The organism is Pseudomonas sp. BMS12 (genome assembly GCF_001592875.1).
Lineage (GTDB): Bacteria > Pseudomonadota > Gammaproteobacteria > Pseudomonadales > Pseudomonadaceae > Aquipseudomonas.
Map to the genome: position 1 here is coordinate 58,304 of NZ_LSOF01000009.1, position 26,486 is coordinate 84,789.

Sequence of the window (26,486 nt, forward strand, 5' to 3'; positions counted from 1 at the left end):
TACCTCAGACCAGTTGCTCGACGCGGATACGCACGACTTTGCCGACTACATCGGCCAGCCCTTCGAGGGCGGCGATGGCGTCGTCGATGCGCGACTCGATGACCCGATGGGTGACCAGGATCATCGGCACCAGGCCGTCGTGCTCCTCGACTTCTTTTTGCATGATGGATTCGATGTTGATGCCACGCTCCGAGAGGATGCTTGCCACCTGAGCCAGCACGCCCGGGTGGTCCTTGGCCTGGATACGCAGGTAGTAGGCACTTTCGCACTCACCGATCGGCAGGATCGGGTGGTCGGACAGCGAGTCCGGCTGGAACGCCAGGTGCGGCACGCGGTTGGTCGGATCGCTGGTCATGGCGCGAACCACATCGACCAGGTCGGCCACCACGGACGAGGCGGTCGGTTCCATGCCCGCGCCTGCACCATAGAACAGAGTGCTGCCGGCAGCGTCGCCGTTGACCATCACCGCGTTCATCACGCCGTTGACGTTGGCGATCAGGCGATCGGCCGGGATCAGCGTTGGGTGTACGCGCAACTCGATGCCGGCCTCGGTGCGACGGGCCACGCCGAGGTGCTTGATGCGGTAGCCCAGGGCCTCGGCGTAGTTGACGTCGGCGCTGGTCAGTTGACTGATGCCTTCGGTGTAAGCCTTGTCGAACTGCAGCGGGATGCCGAAGGCGATGGAAGCGAGGATGGTCAGCTTGTGCGCGGCGTCGATGCCTTCCACGTCGAAAGTCGGGTCGGCCTCGGCGTAGCCCAGGGCCTGGGCTTCCTTGAGCACGTCGGCGAAGGCACGGCCCTTCTCGCGCATCTCGGTGAGGATGAAGTTGCCGGTGCCGTTGATGATGCCAGCCAGCCAGTTGATGCGGTTGGCGGCCAGGCCTTCACGGATCGCCTTGATCACCGGGATGCCACCGGCCACGGCTGCTTCGAAGGCGACGATGACGCCCTTCTCGCGGGCCTTGGCGAAGATTTCGTTGCCGTGCACGGCGATCAGCGCCTTGTTCGCGGTGACCACGTGCTTGCCGTTGTAGATGGCCTTGAGCACCAGATCGCGAGCCAGGCTGTAACCGCCGATCAGCTCGATGACAATGTCGATTTCCGGATTGTTGACCACGTCGAAGACGTCGTTGGTCATGGCGATACCGGTGGTGTCGTACTGGGGTTTTGGCGAGCGAATGGCAATCTGGGTGACTTCAATACCGCGGCCGGCGCGACGAGTAATCTCCTCGGCGTTGCGTTTGAGTACGTTCAAGGTGCCGCCACCGACGGTGCCTAGCCCACAGATCCCCACTTTCACCGGTTTCACGTTGTTTTCCCCATCTGCCTACACGAAACGGCCGGGGCGAGCCCCGGCCGCACAAAAGAGCCGCACATTACGAAGCGGTTCCCCATTAGTCAATCGACCGCGACCCCGTATTACTTGGCCTTCAGGGCAATTTCCGCCAATTGCGGTGCCGGCTGGTAGCCCGGAATCAGCTCGCCATTGCCGAGAACGATGGCCGGAGTGCCATTGACGCCGATCATCTGGCCCAGTTCGTATTGCTTGGCCACCGGATTCTCGCAGTTGCCTGGCGGCAGCTCCTGGCGGGATTTGGCCTTGTTCATCGCGTCCTGACGGTCCTTGGCACACCAGACGCTGACCAGACCGTTGTAGCCATGGCTGCCGACACCCTGGCGCGGGTAGGCTACGTAACGCACTTCGACGCCGAGGCGATTGAGCTCCGGCACCTCACTGTGCAGCTTTTGGCAGTAGCCGCAGTCGGTATCGGTAAATACGGTGATATGGGCCTTGGCTGGCTCCTTGGGCGAAAAAACCACCATCTCGCTGAGAGGAATATCGCTGATCAGCTTGGCGATGCCCTTGCTCTCGGCCTGCCTGGTCAGATTGACGGCGTCGCCGCCCTTGACCTGGTAGAGATTGCCCTGGATGAGGAACTGGCCATCGGCGCTGGAGTAGAGCATGCGCCCGCCTTTCAGATGCACCTGAAACAGGCCGGTCATCGGGCTCTCGGCAATAGCTTCGATCGGCATGTCGGGCTGCAGTTTGGTCAGCGCGGCGCGAATGGCCTGGTCAGGATCGGCGGCAAGTACTACGGAAGCGGCGAGGCTGAGAGCGGCACCGCTCAGAACACGGGAAAGGGACATGGAACACTCCTATGAACAGTGGTCCAAGCCTATCACAGGCGCTGCACAGAGCCGACTGCAGACGCCGGGCGGGCACTTGCCGCGGATGGACTGCCATCTGATGCACAGAAAGTCAGGTTACGCAGCATTTGGCAATCGGGATGCCCCTTGGCGAAACACTGCGACCAATCACTCAACCATGGCGGCGCAAGCGACACTGGAGCTTGGCGGCGACATCCCTGCCGCAACTCCGTGGCGCTGCCGAACCCCGGCCCGGCCATCCATGGCCGGTCGTTCGCCCTTTGCGACGCAGTGCGTCGTAAAGGACTCACCCCCGCGGATGGTGCTGGGCGTGCAGCTCCTGCAGACGGGCGCGGGCGATATGGGTATAGATCTGCGTGGTGGAAAGGTCGCTGTGGCCGAGCAGCATCTGTACCACGCGCAAATCGGCGCCATGGTTGAGCAAATGGGTGGCGAAAGCATGGCGTAGCGTATGCGGCGACAGCGGCTTGCTGATACCGGCGACCAACGCCTGCTGTTTGATGCGATGCCAAAAAGTCTGTCGGGTCATCTGCTCGCCACGCAGGCTGGGAAACAGCACATCGCTGGGTTTGCCTGCCAGCAGCAACGGGCGCGCCTCGCGCTGATAACGCTCGATCCACAGGATGGCCTCTTCACCCAGCGGCACCAGGCGCTCCTTGCTGCCTTTGCCGAACACGCGCAGCACGCCCTGACGCAGATTGACCTGCTCCAGGGTCAGCGACACCAATTCGGTCACTCGCAGGCCACAGGCATAGAGCACTTCGAGCATGGCACGGTCGCGCAGACCGATCGGGTCGTCCAACTCCGGCGCCGCCAGCAGCGCTTCGACGTCCGCCTCCGACAAAGACTTAGGCAACGGCCGACCAATCTGCGGCAGTTCGACTTGTAGAGTCGGGTCTTCGGCAATCAGTCCTTCACGTAGCAGATAACGATAAAAACCCCGCAAGCCGGAGAGCAGTCGTGCGGTGGAGCGCGCCTTGTAGCCCTGCTGCAGCCGCCAGGCCAGGTGATCGAGGATGATCTCGCGGCCAGCGTTTTCCAGCTGCAGGTCACGCGCCTGCAACCACTCGTTGAACAGACCGAGATCACTGCGATAGGCCGCACGGGTATGCACCGACAACCCCTTCTCCAGCCACAAGGCATCGAGAAAACGATCAATCAGAGCGTGGTCGAGAATGGGCATGGCGGGGCTGTATTTGCCAGGGACAACCGCTAGTCTTCCATAGCTCTAACGCCCCCACCAGAGACACGGAGTCCTGATGAACGAAACGCATATCCTCCTCGGCATCGGCGGCATCGGCGCCGCCGCACTGGCCAGTCAGTGGCTGGCCTGGCGTCTGCGCCTGCCGGCGATCCTGTTTCTATTGATATGCGGCATCCTCGCCGGCCCAATTCTCGGCCTGCTCGACCCGGAGGCGCTGTTCGGCCCCCTGCTCTTCCCTTTGGTGTCCCTGTCGGTGGCACTGATCCTGTTCGAGGGCAGCCTGACCCTGCGCCTGTCCGAGTGGAGAGAGATTGGTGGCGTAGTGCGGCGCATGGTCACCCTCGGCGCCCTGGCAACCTGGCTGGTGATCGCCGCCGCCACCCATTACCTGCTGGGCTTCTCCTGGGACCTGGCCGTCCTGTTCGGCACCCTGACCCTGGTCACCGGCCCTACCGTCATCGTGCCGATGCTGCGTGTGATGCGCCCCAACGCGGCTGTCGCCAATATTCTGCGCTGGGAAGGCATCGTCATCGACCCGATCGGCGCCCTGCTGGCCGTGGTGGTGTACAGCTTCATCGCCAGCCGTAGCGGCGGTACGCCCTTGGGCGAGAGCGTGCTGACCTTCGCCCAGGTGATCGGCTGCGGGATTTTCTTCGGCGCGGTCGGCGGCTGGTCGTTTGGCCAGGTGCTGCGGCGTCACTGGTTGCCAGAGTACCTGGAGAACCTCGGGGCCCTGGCTGCCGTACTGGGCATCTTCATTGCCGCCAATCTGCTGGTGCACGAGTCCGGACTGCTGGCGGTCACCGTGATGGGCATGTGGCTGGCCAACATGCGCGGGGTGGACGTCAAGCACATCCTGCACTTCAAGGAAAATCTCAGCGTTCTGCTGATCTCCGGCCTGTTCATCCTGCTGGCTGCACGCCTCGACCTGAAGGCCTTGATCGCCCTGGGCCCCGCCACGCTGCTGCTGCTGGCAATCATCCAGTTCATTGCGCGGCCACTGAGCGTGGCGCTGAGCACTTTCGGCTCCAGCCTGAACTGGCGCGAGCGCTCACTGCTGGCCTGGATCGCTCCACGCGGCATAGTCGCGGCCGCCGTCTCGGCAATCTTCGCCGAACGCCTGCAGGCGCATGGCGTCGCCCAGGCCCAGCTACTGGTGCCACTGACCTTCTTGGTGATCATCGGTACCGTCGTGCTGCAGAGCGCTACCGCACGCCCCATCGCGCGCCTGCTGAAAGTGGCAGAGCCATCTCCCCGCGGCTTCCTGATCATCGGCGCCAACCCGGTCGCACGGGCGATCGGCAAGGCCCTACAGCAACGCGAGCAACGAGTGCTGCTGACCGACTCCAGCTGGGAGAACATCAGCGCCGCGCGCATGGACGGCCTGCCCGTCTACTTCGGCAACCCGGCCTCGCAGCACGCCGACGCCCACCTCGACCTGATCGGCCTCGGCCAGTTGCTGGCCCTGTCACCCTCCAGCGAGCAGAACAGCCTGGCTTGCACGCGCTTTCGCCCCGATTTCGGCAAAGCCAACCTGTACTACCTGCCTAGCCAGCGCGAGCAGCGTCTGAGCGAGAAACACCGCACCAGCGACGAGCATCGTGGCCAGCCATTCGGCTACCCGAGCCAGAGCTATGGCCAACTGGCCAGCGCCCTGGCGCGCGGCGCCGAAGTACGCAGCACCACCCTCACCGGCAGCTTCGGCTGGCAGGACTACCAGGCGCTGCACGGCGAGCGCGCGACCCTGCTACTGGCCTTCGACCCGAAAGGCTGGTTCCACATCGCCAGCGCCGCACTGAACTTCACGCCAGACGCCGACTGGACATTGATCGCCCTTATCGAGCCAGACGCATGAACAAGGCGCCCCACGGGGCGCCCGCTCGATCAGTTGAAGTCTGCCAGTACCGCCACCGGCTTCTTGTCCTCGTCGATGGCGACGAAACTGAATACACCGCTGATGGCCCTTTCGCGGCCCCCGCAGTACATGCCCTCGACGAACACCTCGACCTCGACTTTGAGGCTGGTATTGCCGACGGCGATGACCCGCCCGATCAACTCGACGATGGAGCCGGCTGGAATCGCATGCTTGAAATCGATGCGGTCGCTGGACACGGTGACCAGCGGTAGGCGGCAGAAACGCGTGGCAGCGATGAACGAGACCTCATCCATCCAGGCCAGCGCGGTGCCGCCGAACAGGGTGTTGTGATGATTGGTGGAGGGCGGGAACACCGCCTTGGTCACACGGGTTTCCGATAGCTCGGTGCGCCGCTGGATCTCTTGCTCTCTCGGGGTCATGCCACTACTGCTCATTGAAGAATGTGGCTGCCTTGTGCTGCGCGGTTGTGCTTATTGTCACGCTGCCCATACAGCGGGGAGGCTGGAACTTGCCGGTCAGCAGCCCAGAAACGAAAAAAGCAGCCCGGAGGCTGCTTTTTCAGGTCGGAAGACCGTCCGATCAGGACAGTTTTTCCTTGATGCGAGCTGCCTTGCCGGACAGGTCGCGGAGGTAGTACAGCTTGGCCTTGCGCACGTCGCCGCGACGCTTGACGCTCACGCTGTCGATCAGCGGAGAGTAGGTCTGGAAGGTACGCTCGACGCCAACGCCGTTGGAGATCTTGCGCACGGTGAAGGCGCTGTTCAGGCCGCGGTTACGCTTGCCGATTACCACGCCTTCGAAGGCCTGCAGACGGGAACGCTCGCCTTCCTTAACCTTCACCTGAACGATGATGGTGTCGCCCGGGGCAAAAACCGGGATTTCTTTGTTCATCTGCTCGGCTTCGAGCATCTGGATAATTTTGTTGGTCATGCTGTGCTCCTAAGACAGACTCGGTCTGCCATCGATACCTTAACTATCGTCCCGCTGGCGGATGTATTCCTCCAGCAGCTTTTTCTCTTCTCCAGAAAGCGAGCGGCTATCCAGAAGATCGGCTCGTCGTTCCCAGGTTCGCCCCAAGGCTTGCTGCAAACGCCAACGCCGGATGTGTTCGTGGTTGCCGCTAAGCAACACATCGGGAACACGTTTGCCCTCATACAGTTCCGGACGGGTGTAGTGAGGACAATCGAGAAGGCCATCGCTGAACGAGTCCTCCTCGGCGGAATCTGCATGCCCGAGCGCGCCCGGCAGCAGCCGCGTAACAGCATCGATCAGCACCATCGCCGGAAGCTCACCGCCGGAGAGGACGTAATCACCAATCGACCATTCCTCATCGACATGCGTCTCAATGAAACGCTCATCGATGCCTTCGTAGCGGCCGGCGATAAGAATCAGCGCCTGCTCGCTAGCCAGTTCACGCACCCCCAGCTGATTCAGCTGACGGCCTTGAGGCGACAGGTAGATCACCTTCGCTGCCTCCCCCGCCTCCGCCTTGGCAGCAGCCAGGGCATCTTCCAGGGGCTTGATCTTCATCACCATGCCGGGACCTCCGCCGAAAGGTCGGTCGTCCACCGTCTGGTGACGGTCGTCGGTGTAGTCGCGTAGCTGTCTGCAGTTCAACTGCAACAACCCTTGCTTCACCGCACGACTGGTAATGCCGTACTGACTGATGGCGGCGAACATCTCCGGGAAGATGCTGATAACTTCAACACGCATGGCCGGGGCTCAGAAGTCCGCGTCCCAGTCCACCCGCATCTCGCCAGCTGCCAGGTCGATACCTTGCACGCACTGCTCGGTGTAGGGCAGTAGGCGCTCGCGATCGTCCAGGCTGCCCGCACAGGGCTTGACCACCATCACATCGTTGGCACCGGTCTCCAGCAAGTGGTCAAGACGCCCGAGCAACTGCCCTTGCATATCGATCACTTTCAGCCCTACCAGTTGGTACCAGTAGAACTCGCCGTCTTCGAGGTCCGGCAGCTGCTCACGGGGAACACAAATTTCGAAACCCGCGTAGGTGCGTGCCACCTCGCGATCATCGAGCCCCTTGAGCTTGGCTACCAGCACCTTGCCTTGCAGGCGGCCGCTGACCAGCTCCATCTGCCTGACTTCAGCATCGCGCTTGAGCGTCCAACGCTGATAGTCGAGCAGGTTGTCGATCGGATCGGTAAAGGAATAGACCTTCACTTCTCCACGCACGCCGTGCACCGAAGTGATTTTGCCGAGGACAACCAAGTCGTCGGCGGCCGGCGTCGCGTTCATATCACTCAAGCTGCGGACTTGGCAGCTTCCTTCAGCAGCTGAGCAACACGCTCAGACGGCTGAGCGCCCTGACCCAGCCAGTAAGCAGCACGCTCCTGGTCTACGGAGAGCTTGACTTCGGCACCGGTAGCTACCGGATTGAAGAAGCCGATACGCTCCACGAAACGACCATCGCGCGCATTGCGGCTGTTGGTCACGGTCAGGTGGTAGAAGGGGCGCTTCTTGGAGCCGCCACGAGCAAGACGGATGGTTACCATTGAACTTCGTTCCTGTAATCGGTGCTAACTTAAGGCACACACTTTGAGGGGCCAAGGCCCGAAAGGCCGCATATTCTAAGGATTATCCGGCTGTTTGCAAATCTCTTTTTCGGCGCCACCGGTCGGAGGCGCTACTGACACGCCCGCTTAGAGCTTGGGCAGGCCGCCAGCTCCGGGCATCATGCCGCCAAGACCACGCATCATCTTGGCCATGCCGCCCTTGCTGGTGAATTTCTTCATCATCTTCTGCATCTGCTTGTGCTGCTTGATCAAGCGACCAACATCCTGCACCTGGGTACCGGAGCCAAGCGCGATACGGCGCTTGCGCGAACCACTGATGACTTCCGGATCGCGGCGCTCGGCAGGCGTCATGGAGTTGATGATTGCCTCCATCTGCTTGAACTGCTTCTCGGCGGCGCCCTGGGCGCCCCCCATCTGCGACAGGTTGACGCCACCGATGGACGGCAACTTGTCCATCAGGCCGCCGAGACCGCCCATGTTCTTCATCTGCTGCAGCTGATCGCGGAAGTCTTCCAGGTCGAAACCCTTGCCCTTCTTCAGCTTCTTGGTGAGTTTCTCGGCCTTGTCGCGATCGAGGGTCTGCTCGGCCTGCTCGATCAGGCTGAGCACATCGCCCATGCCGAGAATGCGCGAGGCGATACGATCCGGATGGAAAGGCTCCAGCGCCTCGCTCTTCTCGCCCATACCGATGAACTTGATCGGCTTGCCGGTGATGGCGCGCACCGACAGTGCGGCACCGCCGCGGGCATCACCGTCGACCTTGGTCAGCACCACGCCGGTCAACGGCAGCGCATCACCGAAGGCCTTGGCGGTATTGGCAGCATCCTGACCAGTCATGGCATCGACCACGAACAGCGTCTCGGCCGGCTTGATCGCCGCATGCACGGCCTGGATCTCGGCCATCATTTCTTCGTCGATGGCCAGGCGACCGGCGGTATCGACGATGACCACGTCGATGAACTTGAGCTTGGCTTCGGCAATTGCAGCCTGGGCAATGGCCACAGGCTTCTGGCTGATATCCGAAGGGAAGAAGGTCACGCCGATATCGCTGGCCAGGGTTTCCAGCTGCTTGATGGCCGCCGGGCGGTAAACGTCGGCCGACACCACCATCACGGTCTTCTTCTTGCGCTCCTTGAGGAAGCGCGCCAGCTTGCCAGCGGTGGTGGTCTTACCGGCACCCTGCAGGCCAGCCATCAGCACCACGGCGGGCGGCGCGACATTCAGGGCGAGATCTTCGTTGGCCGCGCCCATCAGCTCTTCCAGCTCGGCACGGACGATCTTCACGAAGGCCTGGCCCGGGGTCAGGCTCTTCGACACTTCGGTGCCGACCGCGCGATCCTTGACCTTGTTGACGAAATCCTTGACCACCGGCAGGGCGACATCGGCCTCGAGCAGGGCCATGCGCACCTCGCGCAGGGTGTCCTTGATGTTGTCCTCGGTCAGCTTGGCCTTGCCGGTAACATGGCGCAGCGTCTGTGACAGGCGGTCGGTTAGGTTCTCGAACATGCGCGATCCTTTGAGCGGGGGGCTTGCAGCAAGCTGGCGAGTATACCCAAGAGGCGAGAGCACTGACACCGCCGGCGGTCTTTCGTGAAACGCGTCTTGTGTGCCACACTCACGGCCTTTCGGGCTCCGCCGTACAAGGATTTATGCACCCTCTGCTGCCCAGCCTGGCCGCCGCAGCCATCTATGCCGGCGCCACCACCTATCAAGGCCTGTATCTGGCCAGACGCGAGTCGCCGAACAAGCCACTACTGGCCTTGCTGGCCTTGGTCGCCCTGTTCTGCCATGGCGGCAGCCTGTTCATGCAGCTGCATGCGAGCGCCGGGCTCAGCCTCGACTTCTTCAACGCAGCGAGCCTGATCGCCTTCGCGGTGATCGCCATTACCCTGCTGGCCTGCAGCCGTATTCCGGTGGAAAACCTGCTGCTGATCCTGATGCCGCTGGGCAGCCTGACCGTGCTGCTGGCGCAGTTTCTGCCCAGCGGCACCTTGACCCCTATCGACGAGGAAGCAGGCATTCTCGCCCACATTCTGCTGTCGATCCTGGCCTACGGCCTACTGACCATCGCCATGTTCCAGGCCCTGCTGCTGTCACTGCAGGACTACCAGCTCAAGCACAAGCATCCGTCAGGCCTGATTCGCAACTTCCCGCCGCTGCAAACCATGGAAAGCCTGCTGTTCGGCTTCCTCTGGGCCGGCTGGCTACTGCTGTCCCTGTCGTTGCTGTCCGGCTGGCTGTTTTTCGAAGACCTGTTCGCCCAGCACCTGGTGCACAAGACCGTACTGTCCTGCATTGCCTGGAGCGTATTCGCCGTCCTGCTGTGGGGCCGCCACCAACTCGGCTGGCGTGGGCACAAGGCAATCCGCTGGACCCTGGCAGGTTTCTGCCTGCTGATGCTGGCCTACTTCGGCAGCAAGCTGGTCCGCGAATTCATCCTGCATATCTGAGGCATTGGCCGTGGCCGAGCTGCACCCCGGTTTTCTTCTTGGCCTGTTGGCCTTCCTGATCCTCTGCTCGGCGTTTTTCTCCAGTTCCGAGACCGGCATCATCAGCCTCAACCGCTACCGCCTGCGGCACAAGGCCCGCGAGGGGCATCGCGGCGCCAAGCGCGCCAGTGCGCTGCTCGGCCGCCCCGACCGCCTGCTCGGCACCATTCTGATCGGCAACAACTTCGTCAATATTCTCGCCTCGGCCATCGCCACCGTGCTGGCCATGCAGATCTGGGGCGAGGCCGGCATCGCCATCGCCACAGTGGCGCTGACCATCGTCCTGCTGATCTTCGGTGAGATCACGCCAAAGACCCTGGCCGCGCTGCATCCCGAACGCATTGCCTACCCTGCCAGCCTGCCGCTGCAGATCATGCTCAAGCTGTTCTACCCGCTGGTGATCGCCCTCAACACCATCAGCAATGGCCTGCTGCGCCTGTTCGGTGTCGACCCCAACGCGCGCGGCAGCGACAGCCTGACCACCGAGGAGCTGCGCAGCGTGGTGCGCGAGTCCGGTCATGCCCTGCCCGAGAGCCGGCAGAACATGCTGCTCGGCGTACTGGACCTGGAAACCGTGTCGGTCAACGACGTCATGATCCCGCGCAACGAGATCATCGGCATCGACCTGGAACACTCCCTCGGCCGCATCATCCAGCAGCTGCAGAACACCCGCCACACTCGCCTGCCGGTGTATCGCCAGGACATCAATCAGATCGAGGGCGTGATCCACATGCGCCAGCTGGCCCGCCGCCTGGCGCACAACCAGCTGACCCACGAGACCCTGCTTCAGGCCTGCCAGCCCGCCTACTTCGTCCCGGAAAACACCCCTCTGTCGACCCAGCTGCTCAACTTCCAGAAGGAGAAGCGGCGCATGGGCCTGGTGGTCGACGAGTACGGCGACGTGCAGGGACTGATCACCCTGGAAGACGTGCTGGAAGAGATCGTCGGCGACCTCAGCGGCCGCGACCAACAGCAGCATGCCGACATCCAGCCCCAGGAAGATGGCAGCCAGATCATCGAGGGCAGCGCGAATATCCGTGAATTGAACAAGACCCTCGGCTGGCACCTGCCCAGCGAAGGCCCGAAAACCCTCAACGGCCTGATCACCGAGGCCCTGGAAACCATCCCCGACTGCCCGGTATGCCTGAAGATCGGCCCCTATCGCCTGGAGATCCTCGAGTCCAGCGAAAACCGGGTGAAGAGCGTGCGCCTATGGCAGGCGCAGCTCATTCGCAGCGCGGATTGAGGCGCTCGGCCAGTCCCTCCGCCCACACCCGATAGCCCAGCGTCGAAGGGTGGTAACCATCGCGCGCCAGGTACTCCGGCGTGACCGTCAGCCCGAGCTTCACGTAATCCACACGTTCCTCGGCACTGGTTCGACGCAGCGCCTCATCCAGCAACGCGGCACGTAGCCCGAGCAGGCGCCGTAACAGCCAGGGCAAGGCCGTGAAATGCTGGATCGGCGGAACCCCCGTGAAAGCTACCTGCGTACCACGCGCCGCCAGGGCCCGACTCAGACCGCGCAATGCCTGACACCAGCGCGCCAGCGAGCTGAGGTGAGTGGTGTCGTTGACGCCGAACACCAGCAACACCAGGTCCGCCGGCTCGCGCAACGCCAGCGGCAGCAGACGCTCACAGGCCTCACCCGCGGTAATGCCGTTCTCCCCACAGGCGCGCCACGCCACCGGGCGCTGCCAGCGAACGGACAAGGCCTGGGCCAGCTGGCCAGCCAATGCCTCGGTCTGCGCCTCGACCCCGACGCCCGCCACGGTGGACTCGCCGATCAGCAACAAGCGCAACGGCTCGCCAACGTATCCGGCACCGGCCAGACCGGACTGAGCGCCCGCGGCCGGCGCCAGACGCAACGCCGTACGCCGCGTCCACAGAGCCTGCGGCAGGGCAACCGGCAGCAGGGCCAGGGTCAGGCCCCACCAGAGGCCAGCACGCCAGCGGCTCACAGCTCGACCTTGACCGCCTCGGAAGCCCGCACGGCCTTGGCGCGTGCTGCCTCGACACTCTCGTCGCGCGCCAGGGCCACACCCATGCGGCGCTGACCATCGACCTCCGGCTTGCCGAACAGGCGCAGTGCCGTGTCCGGCTCGGCCAGCGCGGCGCCGAGGTTGGCGAAAGCCGTCTGCTGCGAGCGGCCCTCGACCAGGATCACCGAAGAGGCGGATGGCCCGAACTGGCGGATCACCGGGATCGGCAGGCCGAGAATGGCCCGCGCATGCAGGGCGAACTCGGAAAGATCCTGGGAAATCAGGGTGACCAGACCGGTGTCGTGCGGACGCGGCGAGACCTCGCTGAACCACACCTGATCGCCCTTGACGAACAGCTCCACGCCGAACAGGCCGCGACCACCAAGGGCCTCGGTGACCGCCAGGGCCACGCGCTCGGATTCGGCCAGGGCCTGAGCACTCATCGCCTGCGGCTGCCAGGACTCGTGGTAGTCGCCTTTGACCTGGCGATGGCCGACCGGCGCGCAGAAGGCGGTGCCGCCGACATGACGCACGGTGAGCAGGGTGATCTCGTAGTCGAAGTCGATGAAGCCCTCCACGATCACCCGCCCCTTGCCGGCGCGCCCCCCTTCCTGGGCGTAATCCCAGGTAGAGCGCAGGTCGGCGTCGGATTTCAGTACGCTCTGGCCCTTGCCGGAGGAACTCATGATCGGCTTGACCACGCAGGGATAACCGACCGCTTCGACCCCGGCGACATAGGCCTCGTAGGTGTCGGCGAAGTGATAGGGCGAGGTCGGCAGGCCCAGCTCCTCGGCGGCCAGGCGCCGGATACCCTCGCGATTCATGGTCAGGCGAGCGGCACGCGCGGTGGGAACCACAGTGAAGCCCTCGGCCTCCAGCTCGACCAGGGTGTTGGTGGCGATGGCCTCGATCTCGGGCACGATGTAATGCGGCTGTTCCTGCTCGATCACCGCACGCAGCGCGGCGCCATCGAGCATGCTGATCACATGGCTGCGATGGGCGACCTGCATGGCCGGGGCATTGGCGTAGCGATCGACGGCAATCACTTCGCAGCCCAGGCGCTGCAACTCGATCACCACTTCCTTGCCCAGCTCACCCGAGCCACAGAGCAGAACGCGAGTCGCGGTCGGCGACAAAGGGGTACCGATACGGGGCATGTGGATGTCCTCGGGAATAGGGGAGAAAGGAAACTTAGGAGTGTGCGGGCCGCTGCAGGAACTGGCCGGCGGCCTGTGTGCGCTCGACGCAGTGCTGCAGCACCTGGCGTCGCTCGTCGTTGCTCATGCGGCCCCACTGGGTGATCTCGGCCGCCGTGCGCTGGCAGCCGATGCAGATGTCCTGCTCGTCCAGCGCGCAGACACTGACGCAGGGCGATTTGACCGGGCGTTCGTCGCTCACGCCTCGTCCTCGACCAGCTCGCGGGCGTAGCGCTGGGCGTTATGCACGTAGTGGGCGGCACTGGCCTCGAGCATCTTCTTCTGCTGTTCGCTGAGCTCGCGTACCACCTTGCCCGGGCTACCCATCACCAGGCTGCCATCGGGAATTTCCTTGCCTTCGGGGATCAGGCTGTTGGCGCCGATGATGCAGTACTTGCCGATCTTGGCGCCGTTGAGGATCACCGCATTGATGCCGATCAGGCTGTAATCGCCGACGCTGCAGCCGTGCATCATCACGTTGTGGCCAACGGTGACACCCTTGCCCAGGGTCAGCGGAAAGCCCATGTCGGTGTGCATCACGGTGCCGTCCTGCACATTGCTGTTCTCGCCGATATGAATCAGCTCGTTGTCACCGCGCAGCACGGCGCCAAACCAGACACTGGCGCCCTGCTCCAGGCGCACCTTGCCGATGGCGCAAGCGGTCGGCGCGATCCAGCTTTGCGGGTGGGCATCCACGCGGGCGTCGCCCAGGCGATATTTCATGTGGCGTTCCTCTCAAACCTTGATGATCTGTACCGATGCTTGCGGCGGGCGCTGCAGGTCGATGCCGGCGTCGAACGCCAGATTGACCAGCTCGACGATCATCACCGCCGTCAGCCCCCAGATCTTGTAACTGTCGTAGTGATAGCAGGGCACGTACCAGCTGCGCCCCTCGTAATCGATGCGATGGGTCACCTCGCGCGGCGCCTCCAGAAAGAAGCGCAGCGGCACGGAAAATACCGAGGCGATCTCGCTGTCGTTGGCGCGGTACTCGACGTAGTCCGGCACCACCCCGACATAAGGTGTGACATGAATGCCGAAACGCGACACCAGCGGGCTGAGCGGGCCGACCATCTCCACCAGACCGGGTGGCAGGCCGACCTCCTCCTCCGCCTCGCGCAGGGCGGTGAAGGCGAGGTCGGGATCGGTGGCATCGCGCCGACCGCCAGGGAAAGCCACCTCGCCGCCATGGGTGGACAGGCCGCTGGCGCGCAGGGTCAGCACCAGTTCCGGCTCGTCGCTGCGGGTCAGCGGCACCAGCACGGCCGCCTCCGGGTAGCGCAGGTCGGTCTCCAGGATACGCGGGCTATGGCCGCGCACACGCTGCAGGAGCTCGTCGAGCATGATTGTTCTCGGTTCTTCTAGGTTCTTCTGTTCTGTCCGGCATCATGGCATGAAGGCGCAGCGCGCCCAAGACCCGCAGATCATCGGCCGACTTGCCGCGACCCGAGATATGGCGCCAACATGGGCGAAGCATCAGGAGAGCCCGGCATGAAATTCTGCAGCCAGTGTGGCGGCCCAGTGGAGCAGCGTATTCCAGAGGGCGACAATCGCCTGCGCCATGTCTGCCCACACTGCCACACCATCCATTACCAGAACCCACGCATAGTCGCCGGCTGCCTGCCGATATGGGGCGAGCAGGTGCTGTTGTGCCGGCGCGCCATCGAGCCGCGCCGAGGCTACTGGACCCTGCCAGCCGGCTTCATGGAGAACGGCGAGACCCTGGCCCAGGCCGCCGCGCGCGAGACCGACGAAGAAGCCTGCGCACGGGTGCGCGAGCTGCAGCTGTACACCCTGTTCGACCTGCCGCACATCAGCCAGCTCTATGTGTTCTTCCGCGCCGAGCTGGTCGACCTGGATTTCCGCGCCGGCGAGGAAAGCCTGGAGGTACAGCTGTTCCACGAGCACGAGATTCCCTGGAACGAGCTGGCCTTCCCCACGGTGGGCCGCACCCTCAAGTGCTATTTCGCCGACCGCCTGGAGCACAGCTACCCGATTCGCAACGAAGGCCTGGCGGCACTGCGCCCTCGCGACTGAGGCCGTCTATAGTCCTTTCTGCACCCTGAACAGCCAGCAGACGGAGGCACCATGGACACCAGCGAACACAACCTGAGCAGCCTGTTCAAGCAGCTCGGCCTACCGGCCGGCCGCGCCGACATCGATACTTTCCTGCGCGAACACCGCCTGGCCGAAGGTCAGGCCCTGCCGCTGGCGCCCTTCTGGAACAAGGCCCAGTCGCAATTTCTTGCCGAATCCCTGGCCGAGGACTCGGACTGGGCCGAGCTGGCCGACGAACTGGCCCTGCTGCTGTCGCCGTAAGGCGGCCGCCTTCCGCCCATCCTTCTGTTCACCATCCGACCGCCGACGATTGAACATCCCCTTCGGCATAGGCAGACTCTCGCGCTATAACAACCTGAAACATCAGGGCCAATACTGAATACCTCGGAACATCGCAATGCGCTGGCTGCTCGCCCTACTCTGCATCACCACCCTCGGCCTCGCCCAAGCCTCTACCGCACCCACGCTGCGCGGCAAGGCAATAGACAAGGTGCTGGTGGTCAAATCCGAACGCAAGCTGCATTTGCTGGGGCGCGGCGAGGTGCTCAAGACCTATCGCATTTCTCTGGGCAAGCAGCCCGCGGGAGCCAAGTTGCGTGAAGGCGACAGCCGCACCCCGGAAGGCTTCTACTGGATCGACTGGCGCAAGACCAGCGACAAGTACAACCTGTCCATGCACATCTCCTACCCCAATGCCCGTGATGCGGCCAATGCCCGCAAGAAGGGGGTTTCCGCCGGTGGCATGATCATGATCCACGGCACCCCGCTGGACGACGAATACCCCGAGTGGTTCTTCAGCACACTGGACTGGACCGAAGGCTGCATCGCCATGCGCAACACCGACATGCGCGAGGTCTGGAACCTGGTGCAGGACGGCACGCTGATCGAAATCCGCCCCTGAGGATTTGCTGCGCGTCGGCCATGCGTCGTTGGGAGAGGGCCTCGGGCGCTCATTTACTCGATGCAAACTCCGCACCCTCGCCCCTCTCCCACCTAGCCTGGCTCTAGCTCGCAAAATCCTGAAGCCACCGCAGCGCGAGGCGCCCGAGCTGCGCCTGCTTCATGCCCATCGATCAAAATTTGCTCAACGTTAATTTGCGCGATAAATTATTGCGCAGATACCTCGCGGAGAGCCGCACCATGACCCAACCCAAATCCTGCGCCGCCCTGCAGCTGGACAACCAGCTGTGCTTTGCCCTGCACTCCACTTCTTTACTGATGACCAAGGCCTACAAGCCGCTGCTGCAGGGTATCGGCCTGACCTACCCGCAATACCTGGCCATGCTGGTGCTCTGGGAAGGCGATGGCATCACCGTCGGCGATATCAGTGCCCGTCTGCTTACCGACCCCGGCTCGCTGACCCCGCTGCTCAAGCGCCTGGAGGGCGAAGGACTGATCACTCGCACCCGCAGCAGTGCCGACGAACGGGTGGTGGAGCTACGCCTGACGGATAAAGGCCGCGCCCTGCAACTGGAGGCCGAGCGCTTTCCCGGCTGCATTCTCGAGGCCAGCGGCCAAACCATGGAACAGATCAGCGCCCTCAAAGACCAGATAGTTGCCCTACGCAACCAGCTGCAACAGAGCGTCTGAGCCCTCTGCGCGCCACTGCACCTAAGGGCGCGCAACCCTCCTTTCTCGCCCCTCCCCCCGCGGTTTATTCCAACAACGATTCAAGGCAGATCAAAATCTTCTAAAAATTATCTTGCGCGCAAAATTAAATAGGGCTAACTTCTGCTTCACGCACTTACTTAGCGCGCTAAATTTTAGACAGCAAATCAAATCGGAGACATCGCCATGCAAAGCATCAAAGCCCTCTACACCGCTACCGCCACTGCCACCGGAGGCCGCGACGGTCGTGCCGTTTCCTCCGACGGCATCCTCGACGTCAAGCTGACCACCCCACGTGAGCTGGGCGGCGCCGGCGGCGAAGCCACCAACCCCGAGCAACTGTTCGCCGCCGGCTACTCGGCCTGCTTCATCGGCGCGCTTAAGTTCGTCGCCAGCCAGAAGAAGCAAGCCTTCCCGGCCGACGCCTCGATCACCGGCAAGGTCGGTATCGGTCAGATTCCTGGCGGCTTCGGTCTGGAGGTGGAGCTGAACATCAGCCTGCCCGGCATCGAGCGTAGCATCGCCGAAGAACTGGTCGCCGCTGCCCACCAGGTCTGCCCTTACTCCAACGCCACTCGCGGCAACATCGACGTGCGCCTGGTTGTGGCTTAAGCCCAGCGCCGCCTGAGGACGACGACATGAGAAAGCACGCCCTGCTCAACAGCACCCTCGCCGCACTGGCGCTGATCGGTGCTTCGACGAGCTTCGCCGAGCAGCCCACCGCTCAACAGTACCGCTACGGCCAGTCGCTGGACGTCGCCGAAGTGGTCAGCCTGCGCGAAGCCGCCGGTGAGAACTGCGAGGTAGTCGAAGCGCAAATGGTTTACCGCGACTCCAGCGGCGAACTGCAAGCCCTCACCTACCTCAAGCAAGCCGAGAACTGCCACAGCCAGGGCTAACGCCCTGGTACCTACCCCAAATCGATTCGCCAGGAGAAAAGACATGACTCTCAAACACATCATTGGCAGCGGCCTGCTCACCCTGGCCGTCGGTCACGCCTTCGCCGCCGGCAGCCCCGGCGTCGAGCACAACACCCAGGCCTTCCTCGAAGCCCTGGCCGCCGGAGGCGGCAAGCCGCTGGAAACCCTCAGCCCGCAGGACGCCCGCGCCGTGCTGGTTGGCGCCCAGGCGTCGGTCAAGGTCGACCTCTCCGGCGTCACCGTCAGCGAGAAAACCATCCAGACGGCTGATGGCCAGTCGATTCCGCTGACCATAGTTCGCCCCGAAAACGTGCAAGGCGAACTGCCGGTGTTCATGTTCTTCCACGGTGGCGGCTGGGTGCTCGGCGACTATCCGACCCACGCCCGCCTGATCCGTGACCTGGTGGTGAACTCCGGCGCCGTGGCCGTCTATGTCGGCTACACGCCGTCCCCGGAAGCCCAATACCCAACTGCCATCGACCAGGCCTACGCGGCGACGAAATGGGTCGGTGAGCACGGCAAGGAAATCAACGTGGACGCCAGCCGCCTGGCCGTGGCCGGCAACAGCGTCGGCGGCAACATGGCCGCGGTAGTCGCCCTCAAGGCGAAGGAAGCCGGCACGCCGAAATTGCGCTTCCAGCTGCTGTTGTGGCCGGTGACCGACGCCAGCTTCGAGACCGGCTCATACGGCCAGTTCGCCGAAGGCCACTTCCTCACCCGCAACATGATGAAGTGGTTCTGGGACAGCTACACGACCGATCCCAAGCAGCGCGCCGAGATCCACGCCTCGCCGCTGCGCGCCTCGGCCGAGCAGCTCAAGGGCCTGCCGCCGACGCTGATCCAGACCGCCGAGTTCGACGTGCTGCGTGACGAAGGTGAAGCCTACGCCCGCAAGCTCGATGCCGCCGGCGTGACGGTCACCGCCGTGCGCTACAACGGCATGATCCACGACTACGGCCTGCTCAACCCGCTGGCCCATGTACCGGCCGTGCAAGCAGCCATGCGCCAGGCCGGCGCCGAGCTGAAGCAACACCTGAAGTAAGCCCGCGCAAAAAAGCCCCGACAGCAGAAGCTGCCGGGGCTTTTCTATTGAGGCACAGGAATCAGAACTGCAGATCGGACAGGCGCCATACATCGAACGCCGGAGTCTCATAGGGATGGATCTTCTTCATGGCCTTGACCACATCGTGGATCAGCTCATCGGCCACCACCAGCTCCACTTTCCATTCCGCGACTTCCTCGATGCTACCGTGCTGACCGAGAAACGGATCGCTGCCCGCCAGGGGACGGAACTGCCCCTGCCCCAATGCCTGCCAGCAGCAGCTGTCGTAGTGCCCAATGCGTCCTGCACCGGCCGCGAACACCGCAGCCTTCACTTCTTCCAGATGGCTCTCCGGCACATAGAAACAGAATTTGTACATCCAGCCCCTCCGAGCATCGACGAATACAGCGATCCTGGGACCGCACTGCCAAAGCGATAATGGCATTTTGCCTTATCCCTTTCGCGTGGCCTAGTTCGCAACTCTGCATTGGAGTCCGCCGGGAGCGAATCGTCCATTTCCCGACTAGAGCCATTGGCCATAAGCCGAGACGGCTTAATCACCCTTGGCGAAGCGGCGCCAGCGGGCTTTCAGGTCTTCGGCAGGAGGATTGTGGCTGCCATCGCAATAGGGCATGCGTTGTGACTGGCCACAGCGGCATAACAGCAGAAGCTGCTGACGTGCGGGCTGCAGAAGCAGACCAGCGGCGCAGTCGGAAGGACAGTCAGGAAGCGCGGACGAGCGCCCGCAGCGGCACAGCAGATAGGTTTCGCCAGGATTGACCTGGCGAACCTCGGGGAGCTTGGGATCCTGCGAGTCCGACACGCCCTCTCCCATCCTTGCGGCACCCTCTCCCAAGGAGGGGAGAGGGCTTCTGCTCGTTGTTAATCCACCCAGACGCGGGCGTTGCGGAACATGCGCATCCAGCCGGCATCTTCCTGCCAGTCGTCCGGACGCCAGGAGTTCTGCACGGCGCGGAATACCCGCTCCGGGTGCGGCATCATGATGGTCACGCGACCGTCACGGCTGCACAGACCGGTGATACCGCGCGGCGAGCCGTTCGGGTTGGCCGGATAGGCTTCGGTGACCTTGCCGTGGTTGTCGATAAAGCGCATCGCGACCGTTCCAGACAGATCGGCTTCCAGCAGCGCCTCCTCGCTCTCGAACTCGGCATGACCTTCACCGTGAGCGATGGCGATCGGCAGACGCGAACCGGCCATGCCCTGCAGGAAGATCGACGCCGACTCCTGCACCTGGACCATGGCCACGCGGGCCTCGAACTGTTCCGAGCGGTTGCGCACGAAGTGCGGCCAGAACTCGGTGCCGGGAATCAGCTCGTGCAGGTTGCTCATCATCTGGCAGCCGTTGCACACGCCGAGGGCGAAGCTGTCCTTGCGCTCGAAGAAGGCTTGGAAACCATCACGTGCGCGGCTGTTGAACAGCACCGACTTGGCCCAGCCCTCGCCGGCACCGAGCACGTCGCCGTAGGAGAAGCCACCGCAGGCCACCAGGCCCTTGAAGTCTTCCAGGCTGATGCGTCCGGCGAGGATGTCGCTCATATGCACATCAATCGCGCTGAATCCGGCGCGGTCGAAGGCAGCGGCCATTTCCACCTGGCCGTTGACGCCCTGCTCACGCAGGATCGCCACCTGCGGACGCACGCCCTTCTTGATGTAGGGCGCGGCGATGTCCTGATTGACGTCGAAGGACAGCTTGGTCGACAGGCCCGGATTGTCCTCGTCGAGGATCAGGTCGAATTCCTGGTCGGCGCACTCGGCGTTGTCGCGCAGGCGCTGGATCTGATAGCTGGTCTCGGCCCACTGACGCTGCAGCAGGCGGCGCTGGCCGCCGAATACCGGCTCGCCGTTGAAGCTGATGGCCACGTCGCTGCCGTTGACCGGCTGGCCGATCACCGCCACGCAATCGTCGAGACCGGCGGCGCTGAACTGGGCGAGGATTTCCGGGGTGGCATCCTGGCGCACCTGGATCACTGCACCCAGCTCTTCGTTGAACAGTACGGCCGGCAGCTCGCTGGCGGCATCGGCCAGGCCATCGAGGAACAGGTTGAGACCGCAGTGGCCGGCGAAGGCCATCTCCAGCACGGTGGTCAGCAGGCCGCCGTCGGAACGGTCGTGGTAGGCCAGGATGTGACCATCGGCATTCAGGCCCTGGATCACGGCGAAGAAGGCCTTGAGGTCTTCGGCGTCGTCGACGTCCGGCACGGCCTTGCCGAGCTGGGCATAGGTCTGCGCCAGGATCGAGCCGCCCATGCGGTTCTGCCCGCGACCGAGATCGATCAGGATCAGGTCGGTCTCGCCCTTGTCCAGACGCAGTTGCGGGGTGAGGCTCTGGCGCACGTCCTGCACCGGGGCGAAGCCGGTGATCACCAGCGACAGCGGCGAGGTGACGCTCTTGTCCACGCCCTCGTCCTGCCAGCGGGTCTTCATGGACATGGAGTCCTTGCCCACCGGAATGGTGATGCCGAGTGCCGGGCACAGCTCCATACCCACCGCTTTCACGGTGTCGTACAGGCGCGCGTCTTCACCCGGATGACCGGCGGCGGCCATCCAGTTGGCGGACAGTTTGATGTCGGAAATCTTCTCGATGCGCGCGGCGGCCAGGTTGGTGATGGTCTCGCCGACGGCCATGCGACCCGAGGCCGGAGCGTCGAGCAGCGCCAGCGGAGTGCGCTCGCCCATGGCCATGGCCTCGCCGGTGTAGACGTCGAAGCTGGTGGCGGTCACGGCACAGTCGGCCACCGGCACCTGCCACGGGCCGACCATCTGGTCGCGGGCGACCAGGCCGGTGATGGTGCGGTCGCCGATGGTGATCAGGAAGCTCTTGCTGGCCACGGCTGGGTGACGCAACACACGCTCCGCTGCCTCTTCGATGGCAACGCTGGCGGCGTCGAAGTCGTCGCCCTGCTCGGCTTCGCGGGTGACGCTGCGGTGCATGCGCGGCGGCTTGCCGAGCAGCACTTCCAGCGGCATGTCCACCGGCTTGTTGCCGAAGTGGCTGTCGGACACGGTCAGGTGCGGCTCGGCGATGGCCTCGCCAACCACGGCGAACGGGCAGCGCTCACGCTCGCAGATGGCCTTGAAGCGCTCGAAGTCGGCAGCGTCCACGCTCATCACGTAGCGCTCCTGCGACTCGTTGCACCAGATTTCGTGCGGAGCCATACCCGGCTCGTCGTTCGGTACCGCGCGCAGCTCGAAGCGACCGCCGCGGCCGCCATCGTTGATCAGTTCCGGCAAGGCGTTGGAGATGCCGCCGGCACCGACGTCGTGAATGAACTTGATCGGGTTGTTTTCGCCCAGCTGCCAGCAACGGTCGATGACTTCCTGGCAACGACGCTCCATTTCCGGGTTGTCGCGCTGTACTGAGGCGAAGTCCAGGTCGGCAGAGCTGGCGCCAGTAGCCATGGACGAGGCCGCACCGCCGCCCAGGCCGATGAGCATGGCCGGGCCGCCGAGCACGATCAGCTTGGCGCCGACCGAGATTTCGCCTTTCTGCACGTGGTCTGCGCGGATATTGCCCATGCCGCCGGCCAGCATGATCGGCTTGTGGTAGCCACGAACTTCCTCACCACGTGGGCTCTGCACCGCTTGTTCAAAGGTACGGAAGTAGCCATTCAGCGCCGGACGACCGAACTCGTTGTTGAACGCGGCGCCGCCCAGCGGGCCTTCGATCATGATGTCCAGCGCGGTGACGATGCGCTCGGGCTTGCCGTAGGGCTTCTCCCAGGGCTGTTCGAAACCGGGGATGCGCAGGTTGGATACGGTGAAACCGGTCAGGCCAGCCTTGGGCTTGGCACCGCGGCCAGTCGCGCCTTCGTCGCGAATCTCGCCGCCGGAGCCGGTGGAAGCACCGGGGAACGGGGCGATGGCGGTCGGGTGGTTGTGGGTCTCCACCTTCATCAGGATATGTACCGGCTCCTGCGTGGCGCCGTATTCGCGGGTTTCGCCATTGGGGAAGAAACGCCCGGCGCTGAAACCCTCGATGACCGAGGCGTTGTCCTTGTAGGCGCTGAGCACACCTTCTCGGTTCATCTCGTAGGTGTTCTTGATCATGCCGAACAGCGACTTGTCCTGGCTCTGACCATCGATATCCCAGCTGGCATTGAAGATCTTGTGCCGGCAGTGCTCGGAGTTGGCCTGGGCAAACATCATCAGTTCGACATCGTGCGGGTTGCGCCCCAGCTCGGTGAAATTCTTCACCAGGTAGTCGATCTCGTCCTCGGCCAGTGCCAGGCCCAGCTGGACGTTGGCCTGCTCCAGGGCGGCACGACCGCCACCGAGGATATCCACGGCGGTCAGCGGCTTGGGCTGGGCATGGCTGAACAGGCCGGCGGCCTCTTCCATCGCGCCCAGCACCAGCTGGGTCATGCGGTCATGCAACAGGGCGGCGACAGCCTGGCTGTCGGCCTCGCTCAACTCGCCGGAGACGTAGTAGGCGATGCCGCGCTCCAGGCGCTCGATCTTGGCCAGGCCACAGTTGCGGGCGATATCGCTGGCCTTGCTCGACCAGGGCGAGATGGTGCCGAAACGCGGAATGGTCAGGAACAGCTTGCCGGCCGGCTCCTGCACTGGAACGCTCGGCCCGTACTTCAGCAGTCGGGCCAGCACCTGCTCCTCGGTGCTATCGAGCGCACCGATCACCTCGGCGAAGTGTGCGAACTCGGCATACAGCCCAGTCACGGCAGGAACCTTGGCGGTCAGTTGCGAAAGCAGTTTGCCGTGACGGAAGGCGGAAAGAGCGGGCGCGCCGCGCAGGATCAACATCGTGAACAGCCTCGGGGAAGGGGTGTGCTTTGAGGCCGTGCATTCTAGCCTAAAGCGCCAGCGGACGGCACCTGTGGCGCATCGCCTAGCAGAGCGCAGGGCGGCTGTCCAGATATGGCACCCGGGGGCCTTTGCGTATACTGCGCCAATGTTTGCCCACACTGCGTTGCGCATCCGCACGGCCGCATGGCTGCTGTCGACCGCAATCCTTCTGCTGCTCGCGGGCTGCGATGCTTCTCCGGAAGCCGCGCAGCCCAGCACCCTCGAGCGCATCCAGAAGGAGGGCGCGCTGCGTGTCATCACCCGCAACAGCCCTACTACTTATTTCCAGGACCGTGCCGGCGAGACCGGTTTCGAGTTCGAACTGGCCAGAAGGTTCGCCGACAGCCTGGGCGTCGAACTGAAAGTCGAGACCGCCGACAGCCTCGACGAGCTGTTCACCCGCCTCAACCAGCCCGACGGTCCGGTGCTGGCCGCCGCCGGTCTGGTGGCGACCGAGGGGCGCAAGAGCCAGGCGAACTTCTCCCGCGCCTATCTGGAAGTCACTCCGCAGATCATCTACCGCAACGGCCAACGTCGCCCCACCCGCCCCGAAGACCTGATCGGCAGACGCATCCTGGTGCTCAAGGGCAGCAGCCATGCCGAACAGTTGGCCCAGCTGAAGAAGACCCTGCCCGAGCTGCAGTTCGAGGAATCCGCCGACGTGGAAGTGGTCGACCTGCTGCGCATGGTCGACGAGAGTCAGATCGACCTGACCCTGGTCGACTCCAACGAACTGGCGATGAACCAGGTGTACTTCCCCAACGTGCGCGTCGCCTTCGATCTGGGCGAGGCACGCAGCCTGGGCTGGGCCGTGGCCGCCGGCAAGGACGACAGCCTGCTGATCGAGGCCAACAAGTTCCTCGAACAGGTGCAGAAGAACGGCAGCCTGCAGCGCCTCAAGGATCGCTACTACGGCCACGTCGACGTCCTCGGCTACGTCGGCGCCTACACCTTCGCCAAGCACCTGCAGCAGCGCCTGCCGCGCTACGAGAAGGATTTCCGCAAGGCCGCCGAGAAGTACAAGGTGGACTGGCGCCTGCTCGCCGCCATCGGCTATCAGGAGTCGCTGTGGACGCCAGACGCCACCTCCAAGACCGGCGTGCGCGGCCTGATGATGCTGACCCAGAACACCGCTCAAGCCATGGGGGTGGTCAATCGCCTGGACCCCAAACAGAGCATCGCCGGTGGCGCCAAGTATTTCGCCCTGGTGCACAGCGGTCTGAGCGAGAAGATGAGCGAGCCGGATCGCACCTGGTTCGCCCTGGCTGCTTACAACGTCGGCATCGCCCACCTCGCCGACGCCCGCAAGCTGGCCCAGGCCGAAGGCCTCGACCCGAACAAGTGGCTGGATGTACAGAAGATGCTGCCGCGCCTGGCGCAGAAGCAGTGGTACAGCAAGACTCGCTACGGCTACGCCCGCGGCGGTGAAACCGTGCACTTCGTGCGCAACATCCGCCGCTACTACGACATCCTCAACTGGGTGACCCAGCCGCAGATGGAAGGCACCCGCGTGGCCGAGAGCGGCCTGCACGTACCGGGCGTCAACCGCACCATCCCGCGCGGCGAGCCCAGCCAGCTCTAATCAACGCACTCGCTGATTACCCTTACTGCAATGACTGCGCTCCTGCTCCAGTGCCGGCAGCGCCCGCCTCTTCGCAAAACAACTTGCCATACTGTCCATCGACTGCACGGCAAGTTTCGACTGCTTATCGACCTTGATCAGATAGGTATATCGATAACGCGCCCGATCGAACCAGGGCTCAACTTGCTGCGCACCAATCACACACTGGTACTGCATTTGCAGGCTGAAACCCTGCGCCTTGTCATTACGCAAAATATGGTGATACTGCTGCCAGTCGCGATGACGCTGCCCCTGCCTGACAGCCTCCTGGCACCCAGCCAGATCGGTGATATCCGGCTCATGTAAAAAGATACTCTGCGCCACGCTGGTATCTGTCAGGCCAGCTGTTGCCAGCAGATAGACTTTCTCCTGCCCAGCCTGAGCCGACACAACCCCCAACACCAGCAGCAACAACCAAAATCCCCGTTTCACGCTCTATATTCCTTTTAATTTGAACTGATCTATGCCGGCAGAATGCCTGCTGACTAGGCGCGTCGGGCCTTGAAGAAAGCACTGAGCATCTCGCCACACTCCTGGGCCAACAGCCCGCCCTCGACCAGCACCCGGTGGTTGAGGAAGTCCTGACTGAAGAACTGCCCGCGACTGACCGCCACCCCGGCCTTGGGCTCGGTGGTGCCGTATACCACGCGACTGATGCGCGAATGCACGATCAGCCCGGCGCACATGCTGCACGGCTCCAGGGTGACATACAGCGTGCTGCCGGGCAGGCGGTAGTTGCTCAGCGCCTGGGCGGCGGCGCGGATCGCCACCATTTCGGCGTGGGCACTGGGGTCGGAGGTGGTAATCGGGCAGTTGAAGCCGCGCCCGATGATCTCGCCATCCTGCACCAGCACCGCGCCCACCGGCACCTCACCCCGTGCCGCGCCCTCACGGGCCAGCTCCATGGCCTCGCGCATGAAGCGTTCGTCCTGACTGCGGTCGATGATTTTCACTTTCTGCATGGGTCGC

General features: G+C 63.6%; 30 protein-coding genes. 11 read left to right on the top strand and 19 right to left on the bottom strand.

The window, feature by feature from the left end; translation table 11 throughout:
• Positions 1-4 precede the first annotated feature (4 nt).
• From AYB31_RS09360 to xerD, 3 genes are all read right to left on the bottom strand, one after another.
• Positions 5-1,309 carry a homoserine dehydrogenase gene (locus tag AYB31_RS09360; RefSeq protein ID WP_068827985.1) on the bottom strand — a complete coding sequence of 435 codons (1,305 nt, stop codon included), beginning with the start codon at positions 1,307-1,309 and terminating at the stop codon, positions 5-7.
• A 110-nt stretch (positions 1,310-1,419) separates the two neighbouring features.
• Positions 1,420-2,148, bottom strand: a complete 729-nt coding sequence (locus AYB31_RS09365) for a thioredoxin fold domain-containing protein (protein ID WP_068827987.1) — start codon at positions 2,146-2,148, stop codon at positions 1,420-1,422.
• A gap of 307 nt (positions 2,149-2,455) precedes the next feature.
• Entirely contained in the window at positions 2,456-3,352 is an 897-nt protein-coding gene (gene xerD, locus AYB31_RS09370; protein WP_068827988.1) for a site-specific tyrosine recombinase XerD, read from the bottom strand.
• 76 nt (positions 3,353-3,428) lie between these two features.
• Between xerD and AYB31_RS09375 the strand changes: the two genes are divergently transcribed.
• On the top strand, positions 3,429-5,228 hold the full coding sequence (locus AYB31_RS09375) for a cation:proton antiporter (RefSeq protein ID WP_068827990.1): 1,800 nt from the start codon (positions 3,429-3,431) through the stop codon (positions 5,226-5,228).
• 29 nt (positions 5,229-5,257) lie between these two features.
• Here the strand turns inward: AYB31_RS09375 and AYB31_RS09380 are convergent, their stop codons facing one another.
• The 6 genes from AYB31_RS09380 to ffh form a co-directional block, all read right to left on the bottom strand.
• Positions 5,258-5,668 (bottom strand): acyl-CoA thioesterase, encoded by a 411-nt coding sequence (locus tag AYB31_RS09380; RefSeq protein ID WP_068827992.1) that lies wholly within the window; start codon positions 5,666-5,668, stop codon positions 5,258-5,260.
• Positions 5,669-5,828: 160 nt separating this feature from the next.
• Positions 5,829-6,179 (bottom strand): 50S ribosomal protein L19, encoded by a 351-nt coding sequence (gene rplS / locus AYB31_RS09385; RefSeq protein ID WP_068827993.1) that lies wholly within the window; start codon positions 6,177-6,179, stop codon positions 5,829-5,831.
• Positions 6,180-6,218: 39 nt separating this feature from the next.
• Positions 6,219-6,962, bottom strand: coding sequence for a tRNA (guanosine(37)-N1)-methyltransferase TrmD (trmD, locus tag AYB31_RS09390; protein ID WP_068827995.1), 744 nt, complete (start codon positions 6,960-6,962; stop codon positions 6,219-6,221).
• Between the two features lie 9 nt (positions 6,963-6,971).
• Positions 6,972-7,505 carry a ribosome maturation factor RimM gene (rimM, locus tag AYB31_RS09395; protein ID WP_068827997.1) on the bottom strand — a complete coding sequence of 178 codons (534 nt, stop codon included), beginning with the start codon at positions 7,503-7,505 and terminating at the stop codon, positions 6,972-6,974.
• Positions 7,506-7,510: 5 nt separating this feature from the next.
• Positions 7,511-7,762, bottom strand: coding sequence for a 30S ribosomal protein S16 (rpsP, locus tag AYB31_RS09400; protein ID WP_068827999.1), 252 nt, complete (start codon positions 7,760-7,762; stop codon positions 7,511-7,513).
• A 147-nt stretch (positions 7,763-7,909) separates the two neighbouring features.
• The gene (gene ffh / locus AYB31_RS09405) at positions 7,910-9,289 is read right to left on the bottom strand and encodes a signal recognition particle protein (protein WP_068828001.1); all 1,380 of its coding nucleotides are present in this window, start codon (positions 9,287-9,289) and stop codon (positions 7,910-7,912) included.
• 143 nt (positions 9,290-9,432) lie between these two features.
• Between ffh and AYB31_RS09410 the strand changes: the two genes are divergently transcribed.
• Both AYB31_RS09410 and AYB31_RS09415 read left to right on the top strand, forming a co-directional pair.
• A complete protein-coding gene (locus tag AYB31_RS09410; RefSeq protein WP_068828003.1) occupies positions 9,433-10,233 on the top strand; it encodes a cytochrome C assembly family protein in 801 nt (266 codons plus the stop codon).
• A gap of 10 nt (positions 10,234-10,243) precedes the next feature.
• Complete coding sequence (locus AYB31_RS09415) at positions 10,244-11,518, top strand: HlyC/CorC family transporter (protein WP_068828005.1); 1,275 nt, start codon at positions 10,244-10,246, stop codon at positions 11,516-11,518.
• Here the strand turns inward: AYB31_RS09415 and AYB31_RS09420 are convergent.
• From AYB31_RS09420 to AYB31_RS09440, 5 genes are read right to left on the bottom strand one after another with little or no spacing between them, the layout of a single operon-like run.
• On the bottom strand, positions 11,499-12,230 hold the full coding sequence (locus AYB31_RS09420) for an SGNH/GDSL hydrolase family protein (protein ID WP_068828007.1): 732 nt from the start codon (positions 12,228-12,230) through the stop codon (positions 11,499-11,501). The genes AYB31_RS09415 and AYB31_RS09420 overlap by 20 nt on opposite strands.
• Complete coding sequence (gene purT, locus AYB31_RS09425; RefSeq protein ID WP_068828009.1) at positions 12,227-13,408, bottom strand: formate-dependent phosphoribosylglycinamide formyltransferase; 1,182 nt, start codon at positions 13,406-13,408, stop codon at positions 12,227-12,229. Before purT ends, AYB31_RS09420 begins: the two co-directional genes overlap by 4 nt.
• A gap of 34 nt (positions 13,409-13,442) precedes the next feature.
• Positions 13,443-13,649, bottom strand: a complete 207-nt coding sequence (locus tag AYB31_RS09430) for a DUF1289 domain-containing protein (RefSeq protein ID WP_068828011.1) — start codon at positions 13,647-13,649, stop codon at positions 13,443-13,445.
• Positions 13,646-14,170 carry a gamma carbonic anhydrase family protein gene (locus AYB31_RS09435; protein WP_068828013.1) on the bottom strand — a complete coding sequence of 175 codons (525 nt, stop codon included), beginning with the start codon at positions 14,168-14,170 and terminating at the stop codon, positions 13,646-13,648. The genes AYB31_RS09430 and AYB31_RS09435 overlap by 4 nt, the downstream gene beginning before the upstream one ends.
• 12 nt (positions 14,171-14,182) lie before the next feature.
• On the bottom strand, positions 14,183-14,791 hold the full coding sequence (locus tag AYB31_RS09440) for a CoA pyrophosphatase (protein WP_068828015.1): 609 nt from the start codon (positions 14,789-14,791) through the stop codon (positions 14,183-14,185).
• Positions 14,792-14,938: 147 nt separating this feature from the next.
• On the opposite strand from AYB31_RS09440, the gene AYB31_RS09445 reads away from it, so the two are divergent.
• The 7 genes from AYB31_RS09445 to AYB31_RS09475 all read left to right on the top strand — a co-directional run bounded on the left by AYB31_RS09445 (position 14,939) and on the right by AYB31_RS09475 (position 19,075).
• Positions 14,939-15,484, top strand: a complete 546-nt coding sequence (locus AYB31_RS09445; RefSeq protein WP_068828017.1) for an NUDIX hydrolase — start codon at positions 14,939-14,941, stop codon at positions 15,482-15,484.
• 51 nt (positions 15,485-15,535) lie between these two features.
• Positions 15,536-15,766 (top strand): DUF2789 family protein, encoded by a 231-nt coding sequence (locus tag AYB31_RS09450; RefSeq protein WP_068828019.1) that lies wholly within the window; start codon positions 15,536-15,538, stop codon positions 15,764-15,766.
• 136 nt (positions 15,767-15,902) lie between these two features.
• Entirely contained in the window at positions 15,903-16,406 is a 504-nt protein-coding gene (locus tag AYB31_RS09455) for a L,D-transpeptidase family protein (protein ID WP_068828021.1), read from the top strand.
• Between the two features lie 239 nt (positions 16,407-16,645).
• Positions 16,646-17,095: a MarR family winged helix-turn-helix transcriptional regulator gene (locus AYB31_RS09460; protein ID WP_068828023.1), complete on the top strand. Its 450-nt coding sequence runs from the start codon at positions 16,646-16,648 to the stop codon at positions 17,093-17,095.
• Positions 17,096-17,299: 204 nt separating this feature from the next.
• Entirely contained in the window at positions 17,300-17,725 is a 426-nt protein-coding gene (locus AYB31_RS09465) for an organic hydroperoxide resistance protein (RefSeq protein ID WP_068828025.1), read from the top strand.
• Positions 17,726-17,751: 26 nt separating this feature from the next.
• Positions 17,752-18,012, top strand: coding sequence for a DUF2790 domain-containing protein (locus tag AYB31_RS09470; protein WP_068828027.1), 261 nt, complete (start codon positions 17,752-17,754; stop codon positions 18,010-18,012).
• Between the two features lie 43 nt (positions 18,013-18,055).
• A complete protein-coding gene (locus AYB31_RS09475; RefSeq protein WP_068828029.1) occupies positions 18,056-19,075 on the top strand; it encodes an alpha/beta hydrolase in 1,020 nt (339 codons plus the stop codon).
• Positions 19,076-19,136: 61 nt separating this feature from the next.
• Here AYB31_RS09475 and AYB31_RS09480 read toward each other — a convergent pair whose 3' ends face one another.
• The 3 genes from AYB31_RS09480 to purL form a co-directional block, all read right to left on the bottom strand.
• On the bottom strand, positions 19,137-19,454 hold the full coding sequence (locus tag AYB31_RS09480) for a Nif3-like dinuclear metal center hexameric protein (RefSeq protein WP_068828031.1): 318 nt from the start codon (positions 19,452-19,454) through the stop codon (positions 19,137-19,139).
• Positions 19,455-19,628: 174 nt separating this feature from the next.
• Positions 19,629-19,910 (bottom strand): CDGSH iron-sulfur domain-containing protein, encoded by a 282-nt coding sequence (locus tag AYB31_RS09485; protein WP_068828033.1) that lies wholly within the window; start codon positions 19,908-19,910, stop codon positions 19,629-19,631.
• A 47-nt stretch (positions 19,911-19,957) separates the two neighbouring features.
• Positions 19,958-23,854 (bottom strand): phosphoribosylformylglycinamidine synthase, encoded by a 3,897-nt coding sequence (gene purL / locus AYB31_RS09490; protein WP_068828035.1) that lies wholly within the window; start codon positions 23,852-23,854, stop codon positions 19,958-19,960.
• A gap of 148 nt (positions 23,855-24,002) precedes the next feature.
• On the opposite strand from purL, the gene mltF reads away from it, so the two are divergent.
• On the top strand, positions 24,003-25,478 hold the full coding sequence (mltF, locus tag AYB31_RS09495) for a membrane-bound lytic murein transglycosylase MltF (protein WP_068828037.1): 1,476 nt from the start codon (positions 24,003-24,005) through the stop codon (positions 25,476-25,478).
• On the opposite strand, the gene AYB31_RS09500 is transcribed toward mltF, so the two are convergent.
• Positions 25,479-25,949, bottom strand: a complete 471-nt coding sequence (locus tag AYB31_RS09500) for a hypothetical protein (RefSeq protein ID WP_236715525.1) — start codon at positions 25,947-25,949, stop codon at positions 25,479-25,481.
• A 53-nt stretch (positions 25,950-26,002) separates the two neighbouring features.
• A complete protein-coding gene (gene tadA / locus AYB31_RS09505) occupies positions 26,003-26,479 on the bottom strand; it encodes a tRNA adenosine(34) deaminase TadA (RefSeq protein ID WP_068828039.1) in 477 nt (158 codons plus the stop codon).
• Between the last annotated feature and the right edge of the window lie 7 nt (positions 26,480-26,486).